Here is a 9,501-nt window from a genome sequence, read left to right on the forward strand (position 1 = left end):
AAAATTAAAGCCGTTGATGTGGTAGATGATGCAACGGTTAAAATGACGTTGTCAGAACCGTATTATGCAACACTACAAGAATTAGCTGTAGCGCGCCCTGTACGTATTTTAGGTGATGCAGGGTTTCCAAGTGATGATGACACATCAAAAGGTGTGAAAGAAGCAGTGGGAACAGGTCCTTGGGTGCTAAAAGAATACAAAGCGGATGATTATGCAACTTTCGAACGTAATGAGCATTATTGGGGTATAAAATCAGATGTTAAAGAAATCAAAGTTAAAGTCATTCCAGATGCAGAAACGAGTGCAATGGCACTTGAAAAAGGCGATATTGATTTAATTATCGGTGAAGGCGCTGTATCAACGGAAACATTTAAAGATCTTCAAAAAGATGATACGTTAGAAACACAAATTTCAGAACCGTATGCAACGCGTCAATTAGTCATGAATACGACGCGTGATACACTATCTGATGTGCGTGTACGTGAAGCGTTAGCTATGTCATTTGATAAAGCGACAATGGTAGATAGCGTAACAGCCGGAATGGAAGAAGCCGCTGATCACGTATTATCAACGAATATGCCATATACACAAGATGTTAAGGCACAGGATGTAGCATATGATCCGAAAAAAGCAGCGACGCTATTAGACGAAGCGGGTTGGAAATTAAATGCGAGCGGTACAGCGCGTGAAAAAGATGGCAAACCACTTGAAATCGAAATGATGTATGTTTCAGCTGATACGATTCAAAAAACGATGGCTGAAACAATGCAATCCGAATGGGCAGCCATTGGTGTCAAAGTAAATCTCGTATCAGAAGAATTAGCGAACCAAGTGAAACGCTTTAAAGGCGATGACTTTGACATTAACTTATTCAGCAACTATGGTACACCGTATGACCCACATACATTCGTAAATATTGTGGCAAGTAAAGGGTTTGGCTACCATGTAACGATGGCTTCTTATGATAAGCAACAACAATTAAACAAAGAAATTAAAGGCGTTTTAAAATCAACAGATGAGAAAAAACGTCAAGCAATGTACACGGATATTTTAACCCAAATTCAACAACAATATTCAATTGTACCAATTTCATATATTAATAAAATTGCAGTCTACCAAGATGATGTGACGGGCTTACACTTTGCGCCAAATCGTGATGAACATTCATTCACAGACATTAAGTTGAAGTAGGTGGCAATGTGGTTGGATTTCTTGTAAAGCGCTTATTGGCGCTTATTCCGATTTTTTTATTAGCAATTTTGCTAACATTTATCATGGTCAAGATGTCGCCGGTTGATCCTGCTGAAGCTTATTTTGCAGCATCAAACACACACCCAACTCCACAAGCATTAGAAGAGAAACGTCAGGAGATGGGCTTAAATAAGCCCATCTTTCTTCAATATGTAGAGACGGTGAAAAAGGTGGTTCAGTTTGATTTTGGAGATTCCTATATGACGAAACGACCTGTAATCGATGAAATGCGTGAACGGCTACCGGTGTCATTTCAGCTTGGCCTAGGCAGTATTATACTAACTTTTTTAATTAGTGTGCCGCTTGGCTTTTATACCGCGCTTCACAAAAATGGTTTTGTCGATTATAGTACGCGCTTTTTAGCATTTATCGGTGCGTCGATGCCCGCCTTTTTAGTTGGCTATCTACTCATTATCGTTTTTGCGGTTAAATTAGCGATTCTGCCGCTTGAAGGGGTAGGGACATGGCAACATCTTATCTTGCCAATGATTACGCTCGCGTTGCCGTTTATTGTACAGTATACGCGAATGCTACGTGCCAATATGTTAGAACATATGCATGAACCAGCTGTGTCATTTGCACGAATGAGAGGCTTAAAAGAACGCATTATTATGGTGAAATATGTGCTGCGTCTGGCTATTGGTCCAGTTATTACGGGGCTAGGGATTAATTTAGGAACGTTGATGACAGGGATGGTCATTGTTGAGGTAGTCTTCTCCATTCCAGGTTTTGGGCGTTATTTTATCGATGCTATTTTTAGCCGTGATATGCCGGTCATTCAATGCTATGTGTTATTGTCAGCGGTATTATATTTGGTATGTAATTTAATAGTAGATATTCTTCAAATGTATATAGACCCTCGTATCGTGAAAAAAGGAGGGCATTTATAACATGATTCATTTTATAAAACAGCATAAATTAGTAACATTTTATAGTGTGTTAGTTGCGTTGTTATTTATTTTGACAATTATCGCACCGTGGCTTGCACCAAATAATCCAACCGTTGTGAATTTAGCGATGAAATTACAAGGTCCTTCTGCACAGTATCCACTTGGCACTGATCATTTAGGGCGTTGTATTTTATCACGCCTCCTTATTGGGATGCAGGCATCGCTTGGAAGTGCGACAGTCATTTTTATTTGTTCATTATCAATTGGTCTTCTTGTAGGAACGGTAGCAGGTTACTTTGGTGGCTGGATTGACTATGTTTTGATGCGCATTTGCGAAACGATGATGGCTTTTCCGAATTTGTTATTGGTCATTGGTCTTGTCGGTATGTTTGGTCCAGGATTAAAACAAGTTGTTTTCGCATTGATTCTTGTACAATGGGTTTATTATGCACGTATTTTCCGTGGCATGGTGCTAACGCTCAAAACGGAAAATTATGTTAAGGCTGCACGTATTAATGGTTCGTCTGCTTTTCGTATTATACGAAAGCATATTGTCCCGAATATTTTACCACCTCTATTAGTGATGAGTACGCTTGAAATGGGTTGGTCGATTATGAATATTTCATCGATGTCTTTTTTAGGGCTCGGCGTGCAAGCACCGACACCGGAATGGGGCATGATGATTTTAGAAGGGAAATCCTTTGTGCGCAGTAATATTGAACTGATGCTTTATCCGGGGCTATGTATTATGTTTGTCGTGATGTTGTTTAATTTACTAGGAGAATCCCTCGCGACTTTATTTGATGTAAACAAGCAAGCACTGAAAGGAAAAGAGAAATAATGACGACAACTATTTTAGACGTGCAGCAGCTAGCCATCGATTTAGGTGACAAACGACTATTATATCCAATGGATTTTTCGATTGAAGCAGGCGAGGTAGTTGGCTTAGTCGGCGAAAGCGGAAGTGGCAAGACGCTAACGAGTTTAGCTATTTTTCAATTACTCGATAAAGGACTTACACAGCACGGTTTAATTCGTCTGAATGGCGAAGAACTGACAGGGATGAATGAAGAAGTGCTGCGTCAACGCCGAGGATGTGAATTGGCGATGATTATGCAAAATCCAATGACCGCTTTTTCGCCATTGTATACAATTGGACATCAATTGATTGAACTTATTCGAAAGCATACAGCATGCACGAAAAAACAAGCGACGGAGCAAGCCTGTGAGGCACTGAGCGATGTACAGTTGAAGAATCCCGCTCAACTTTTGAAAATGTATCCATTTGAATTGAGTGGTGGAATGCTACAACGTGTCATGATTGCGTTTGCGGCCGTATTACGCCCAAAGTTAATCATTGCAGATGAGCCGACAACAGCGCTTGATTTATACAATCAAAAAGAAGTGCTCAAACATTTAGAACATATACGAGTTACGCATCAAACGGCTATCTTATTAATTTCACATGATTTATCCGTTATTGCAGAGATGGCAGACCGCGTTATTGTGATGGAAAAGGGACGGGTTGTTGAAATGACCGATGTGCAATCTTTATTTGATGCACCCGTCCACCCGTATACAAAGCATTTATTGAATGCGCGTCTAACATACCCGACAGTTGAAGGAGGCTTGTCATGACAATTTTGACATTGACGCAACTTTCTCATACGTATAAGAAAAAAAGCCTGTTAAAAACGCAGCCGGCTCCTACGCTACAGCAGCTTTCTCTTGCGGTTCCTGAGGGGCAATGCTTTACGTTGCTTGGAGAAAGTGGTGCTGGGAAATCGACACTTGGACGTATTATGCTCGGTATTGAACGTCCGACACAGGGGACGGTCACTTTTTTAGGACAGGATTTATATCAAGCAAAAGGTGCGACGCTCAAACAATTGCGTCGAGATTTACAAGTAGTATTTCAAGATTCGCTATCGGCTGTTAATCCACGGATGACGGTGGAGCAAATTATTGCAGAGCCACTTGATAACTATCGTGCAGTGGCACCCGAAGAAAAGCGCGCTTATATAATTGAATTGTTAGAACAGGTTGGGTTAAGCGCACAGGATTTGACAAAATACCCACGTGAGTTTAGTGGTGGTCAATTACAACGTATAAACATTGCGCGTGCGCTAGCATTAAAACCGAAATTGGTCATATTAGATGAGCCGATTAGTAGCTTAGATATGGTCAATCAACAACGAATTATTGAGTTATTGCAACGATTAAAAGTACAATTTCAATTAACGTATGTTTTTATTACACATGACATTAAAGCGGCCTGTTTGATGTCGGATCAGATTGCGATTTTAGAATCAGGTAGAATCAATGAACACTATGATTCGGTGGCTGAATTTATGGCGTCGATAGAACCAGCAGCATGTCACTTAAAAATGAATATGTTAGCGGAGCATCCATTGAAGCGGACGATTCGTGCACGACCGATTAAGTAAAAGAGAAAAATCGCGCTGATAGCGTGATTTTTCTTTTTTCATATATTGCACTTTTGTCACAGAACCCTTAGCATAAGGAAGGTATCACGCTGAGGAGGCGTACAAGATGGGAACATTTTTACTCGCTTTCGGAATTTTTGCTGTGACGATTTTTTTCGTCATTTGGCAACCGAAAGGCTTTAATATCGGGTGGACAGCGTGTATTGGTGCCGCTGTTGCCCTACTTGTAGGTGTCGTTGATTTTGGTGATGTAAAAGAAGTAATCGGCATTACGTGGAATGCGACGCTTGCGTTTATTGGTATTATTTTAGTGTCACTTATTTTAGATGAGATCGGCTTATTTGAGTGGGCCGCGCTTCATATGGCGCGCCTCGCAAAAGGAAGCGGCATTCGCTTATTTATTTACGTTAGCGTACTCGGTGCGGTTGTGGCTGCATTATTCGCCAATGACGGGGCCGCGCTTATTTTAACGCCAATCGTCCTCGCGATGGTGCGAAATCTGCACTTTAAAGAGGCGATGCTCCTGCCGTTTATTATGGCAAGTGGCTTTATCGCGGATACGACATCGCTGCCGTTTACGATTAGTAATTTAACGAATATCGTCTCGGCGGACTTTTTTTCAATTGGCTTTATGGAATATGCATCGCGTATGTTCGTGCCGAATTTATTTTCACTCGTAGCAACGATTACGGTATTGTACATTTATTTCCGTAAACATATTCCAAAGCACTATGATGTCGCGTCGATAAAGTCACCAAAGACGGCCATTCGTAATCAGACGCTCTTTCACTGGTCATGGGTCGTGCTCGCCATTTTACTTGTTGGTTATGTTCTTAGTGAGCCGCTTCATATTCCGGTATCGTTTATCGTCCTTGGAACAGGCTTACTGTTTTTAGTGGCGACCAGTCGTTCAGATACGGTAAAAACGAAAGCTGTACTCAAAGGTGCCCCGTGGAATATTGTGTTATTTTCCATTGGGATGTATGTCGTCGTTTATGGTATGGGCAATGCGGGCTTTACAACGGTGCTTGCGGAGGTCATTGAGTGGTGCGCATCGCATGGTTTATTTGCAGCAACCATCTCAATGGGCTTTATTGCGGCGGTATTATCCTCTGTGATGAATAATCTACCGACCGTCATGATCGATGCGCTCGCAATTGCCGAGACATCGACGAGTGGTATCATACGTGAGGCACTCATTTATGCCAATATTATTGGTACAGACTTAGGACCTAAAATCACGCCGATTGGCTCGCTCGCGACCCTTGTGTGGCTGCATGTACTGCGTCAGCAAGGAATTCGCATTTCTTGGGGCCAGTATTTCAAGCTAGGCATACGTTTAACGCCACCTATTTTGCTAATTACGCTTTTAGGGCTTTACATTCGCCTGATACTTCTGTAGGATAACAAATAGGGATTGTGGAATGGAAATTGTGTGTGTGATGAATTACGTTAGACATACATAGAAAAAGCAGAAATCGTCAGTAGGCGATTTCTGCTTTTTTTGTTGTACGAAGGTAAAGAAAAGAGACTTAGACAACAGTCAAAGTCTCTTACAAGTCAAAACTAATGAGCAACTTTTGTTCCGTTACGTTTTGCTTGGCGGTGTTTTTCAATTTCTTCAGGTGGTAGTGATAAATAGTTGATATCGTATGCGTTGATTACGAAAAGCGCAAGCACTGAACCGACACCAATTACCATGAAGATGATAGTAGTGATAATAGCCATCATAGGTATATAACCTCCAATCCGTTTACGCTTATTATAGGTGATTTTTTCGCTTATGACTACAGCAAAAAGAAAGCCGTTACAAAAAGTTCATGAATGACGGCTAAAAATAGGGATATTATCGTGAAATTGTAATCATTTCGTCATTTTTGAAGAGGGGCAGACAAAACTTAAGAATTTCTTCATAATTATTATAAGCAAATGTTAAGAATTTATTTATACGATAGAGGTACTTCGAGAGGGAGGCAATGGACATGTATACGATTTTAGTAGTCGACGATGATGCGGATATTCGCAGCGGAATTGAAATTTATTTGAAAAATGAGGGGTATGCGGTCGTGCAGGCAGAGAACGGAGAAGAGGCGCTTGCATTACTCGCGACAACAGAGGTGCATTTAATTATTTTAGATGTCATGATGCCAAAGCTAGATGGGATTCAGGCGACATTTAAAATTCGAGCAGAGCGTAATATTCCGATTATTATGCTGAGCGCAAAAGTAGAGGAAGCGGATCAAATCCTAGGGCTATCTGTCGGTGCGGACGATTATATGACGAAGCCCTTCCGTCCGCTTGAGTTACTGGCACGCGTGAAGTCTCAACTGCGCCGCTATATGACGCTTGGTACATATGCTGTAGAAAATAATGCGGCGACGATAGACGTTGGTGATTTGAGCATCAATGTGGAAACAAAGCAATGCTTTGTCAGCGGCAATGAAGTGAAATTAACACCGCTTGAATTTCAAATTTTGACGTTGCTCATGCAGCATCCAGGCCGTGTCTACCCAATAGATGCGATTTACGAAGCGGTCTGGCAGGAGCCTGCTTATAATGCGGCGAATATCGTCGCTGTTCATATCCGTAAAATCCGCGAAAAAGTAGAAGCTAATCCAAAAAATCCACAATATGTGAAAGTAGTATGGGGTGTCGGCTATAAAATTGAGCAGCCGTAGTTGGTCGATTATTGCAACGGTATTAGGCTTATCGACAATTATTGTATGTGCTGTTCACTTTCTCTTATTAAAATGATGAGGTGATAAAGGTGAGAAGAGGATTTATTAGTATGTTGCTGGCGCTGAGCTGTGTCGCACTTGTGGCATATGTTATGTTTGGCTTTAATAATCCGGCGAAGGATGCTGAAAATGTTCAAAATATAGCTGGAAATAATATGACACTAATAGAGAAGGAGATTATTTTACAGCATAAATTAAAGGATTTACTGAAAAACACGACCGTAACCAATAAGGATTTACAAATGTACCGCGAAAGCTTAGCAAGCTCAGAAAATGAACGGACAGAAAATCTTCGCGGTGCGTATAAAAACGTTATGAGCTATAAAACATCAGCTAAGCAAAAAAAGGCGCTGGAGCAGGAGCTAGAAGCAGCACTTCGCTACAATCAAAAAATTTATAATGACGATGCGTTTACAGCGAAAATTGTGTTGCCTATAAAAAAACAGCATATTAAAAAATATTATGAGAGTTTAAAAAATGATGATGCACAGTTAGATGGTATTGTCTATAAAGCAACGAATACAAAAACGGGACAAGTATTCTCAAATGAAGATACAAAGGAAAAAGCTATATTCTCTGAAAAAACATCAAATTTTACTCTTAATCCATATGACGGTTATGCTGGCTGGTATGAGACTCCGGAAGATGGCTTCGAATTTGAGCTTATCCCAGCGGAGGATGCAACATACGATATTCAGTGGTATTTGCCAGCATCAGCAAAAGCTACGACCGAGCTTGGAAAGGCTATAACGCAAGCTGAGCAGTTGAAGCTTGTATTACAAATCATTCAAATTGCAGGTGTTATTGCACTGATTGTTGCACTGATTTTATGGTGGCCACTACGTAAAAAGTATCCGAAGCTCTCTTGGTCGATTGAAGTGTTAGCTGGGCTATCGCTTGTGATTGGCGTGATTGGCTTATTAATTGGCGGAAATGTGACATCAATCTTCACACAGAGTTACTATGGTTCTACTATAGATTATTTTGCCCTTATTAGTATGTGGGCCATTTCCGCTTTCTTAATTTATTGGCTACTGCAATTTATGCATAATATTGTTTATGCATTCCGCGGTGGAAATGTACGTGAGCGCTTGGTTTCAGTGAAGTTTGGTCAAATGCTTGCACAGGCACTTCAACTGCCACAATATACTTTCTTTACGCTATTTTCTTGGTTTGCCTTTTTCCTAGCAGGGATTGGATTCCTCATTGTTATGCAGTATAATTTCAACAGTAGTATACTAATTATTTACATCTTCTTATGGCTCGTTGTGATGCTACCCATTATGTACAAGGGACTGAAGCATTTAGCGGCGATGAAACAAGTGATGGATCAAACGAATGAAGCCTTACTTGGTCACAAGAATACAGCGCTAACAGGCTCGTCACCGCTTGCGAAGCATTCACAGCGCATTCAGCAATTAAAAATGGGTGTCGATGAATCAATGGCTGAAAAGCAAAATAGTGAGCGTATGAAGACCGAACTGATTACGAATGTGAGCCATGATTTACGAACGCCACTGACGGCAATGATGACGTATACAGACTTACTGAAAAATCCGGCATTAACGGCTGAGGAGCATGCGAAGTATATTGAGGTCCTCGATGCGAAAACGCAAAAATTAAAAGGATTGATTGATGATTTATTTGATGTCACAAAAATGGCATCTGGTCAGGTTGAGTTGCATAAGCAGACGATTGATTATGTCCAGTTACTCCAGCAGCTTGTTGGGGAGCATGAAGAGCTTGCGACCGCGCATCAATTAACGATTCGCACACAGTTCGATGCTGAAAGCTATTCATTGACGGTGGATGCAGCGAAATGGGCACGCATGATTGACAATTTAATTGGCAATGCGATTAAATATAGCGCGCCTAACACACGTGTGCATGTGCAATTAAAAGAAGGTACATTGACTATTAAAAATGTCTCTGCCTATGAATTAACGGAAAATGTCGATGAGCTTGTGGACCGCTTTAAACGCGGCGATGCATCACGCCATACAGAAGGCTCTGGCCTTGGTCTTGCGATTGCGCAGTCCATTGCCAACCTACATGGCACACATTTAGTAATTCAAGTGGATGGCGATTTATTTAAAGTGACCGTGAAACTGCCGTAGTAATATAAAAACCCCAGCCGATTTGGCTGGGGTTTTTTTTCTTCTATTATTATATTAA

The 9,501-nt window shown here is 41.0% G+C and carries 9 protein-coding genes; 8 read left to right on the top strand and 1 reads right to left on the bottom strand.

The annotated features are described in order from the left end of the window. The 6 genes from nikA to KTHG_RS10940 all read left to right on the top strand — a co-directional run. Positions 1-1,191, top strand: a 1,191-nt coding sequence (gene nikA / locus KTHG_RS10915) for a nickel ABC transporter substrate-binding protein (RefSeq protein ID WP_139993625.1), incomplete at its 5' end; no start/stop codon positions are given. Between the two features lie 8 nt (positions 1,192-1,199). Further along, on the top strand, positions 1,200-2,141 hold the full coding sequence (locus KTHG_RS10920) for an ABC transporter permease subunit (protein ID WP_139993508.1): 942 nt from the start codon (positions 1,200-1,202) through the stop codon (positions 2,139-2,141). A gap of 1 nt (position 2,142) precedes the next feature. Next, positions 2,143-2,982: a nickel transporter permease gene (nikC, locus tag KTHG_RS10925; RefSeq protein ID WP_139993510.1), complete on the top strand. Its 840-nt coding sequence runs from the start codon at positions 2,143-2,145 to the stop codon at positions 2,980-2,982. Next, positions 2,982-3,779 (top strand): ABC transporter ATP-binding protein, encoded by a 798-nt coding sequence (locus tag KTHG_RS10930; protein WP_139993512.1) that lies wholly within the window; start codon positions 2,982-2,984, stop codon positions 3,777-3,779. Before nikC ends, KTHG_RS10930 begins: the two co-directional genes overlap by 1 nt. Continuing rightward, positions 3,776-4,588 carry an ATP-binding cassette domain-containing protein gene (locus tag KTHG_RS10935; RefSeq protein WP_139993514.1) on the top strand — a complete coding sequence of 271 codons (813 nt, stop codon included), beginning with the start codon at positions 3,776-3,778 and terminating at the stop codon, positions 4,586-4,588. The genes KTHG_RS10930 and KTHG_RS10935 overlap by 4 nt, the downstream gene beginning before the upstream one ends. Positions 4,589-4,694: 106 nt before the next feature. After that, entirely contained in the window at positions 4,695-5,990 is a 1,296-nt protein-coding gene (locus tag KTHG_RS10940; protein WP_139993516.1) for an arsenic transporter, read from the top strand. A gap of 164 nt (positions 5,991-6,154) precedes the next feature. Here KTHG_RS10940 and KTHG_RS21245 read toward each other — a convergent pair whose 3' ends face one another. Further along, positions 6,155-6,319 (bottom strand): hypothetical protein, encoded by a 165-nt coding sequence (locus KTHG_RS21245; protein ID WP_186439563.1) that lies wholly within the window; start codon positions 6,317-6,319, stop codon positions 6,155-6,157. A 245-nt stretch (positions 6,320-6,564) separates the two neighbouring features. On the opposite strand from KTHG_RS21245, the gene KTHG_RS10945 reads away from it, so the two are divergent. Together KTHG_RS10945 and KTHG_RS10950 are read left to right on the top strand one after the other, a co-directional pair. Beyond that, on the top strand, positions 6,565-7,266 hold the full coding sequence (locus KTHG_RS10945; RefSeq protein WP_139993519.1) for a response regulator transcription factor: 702 nt from the start codon (positions 6,565-6,567) through the stop codon (positions 7,264-7,266). An 89-nt stretch (positions 7,267-7,355) separates the two neighbouring features. Beyond that, positions 7,356-9,443: a histidine kinase dimerization/phospho-acceptor domain-containing protein gene (locus KTHG_RS10950; protein ID WP_139993521.1), complete on the top strand. Its 2,088-nt coding sequence runs from the start codon at positions 7,356-7,358 to the stop codon at positions 9,441-9,443. Positions 9,444-9,501: the final 58 nt, after the last annotated feature.

The organism is Kurthia sp. Dielmo, assembly GCF_000307285.2.
Taxonomy (GTDB): Bacteria; Bacillota; Bacilli; order Bacillales_A; family Planococcaceae; genus Kurthia; species Kurthia populi.

Coding starts and splice junctions, on each gene's coding strand:
- nikC (WP_139993510.1), top strand. CDS start 2,143: ATGATTCATTTTATAAAACAGCATAAATTAGTAACATTTTATAGTGTG.
- KTHG_RS10930 (WP_139993512.1), top strand. CDS start 2,982: ATGACGACAACTATTTTAGACGTGCAGCAGCTAGCCATCGATTTAGGT.
- KTHG_RS10935 (WP_139993514.1), top strand. CDS start 3,776: ATGACAATTTTGACATTGACGCAACTTTCTCATACGTATAAGAAAAAA.
- KTHG_RS10940 (WP_139993516.1), top strand. CDS start 4,695: ATGGGAACATTTTTACTCGCTTTCGGAATTTTTGCTGTGACGATTTTT.
- KTHG_RS21245 (WP_186439563.1), bottom strand. CDS start 6,319: ATGATGGCTATTATCACTACTATCATCTTCATGGTAATTGGTGTCGGT.
- KTHG_RS10945 (WP_139993519.1), top strand. CDS start 6,565: ATGGACATGTATACGATTTTAGTAGTCGACGATGATGCGGATATTCGC.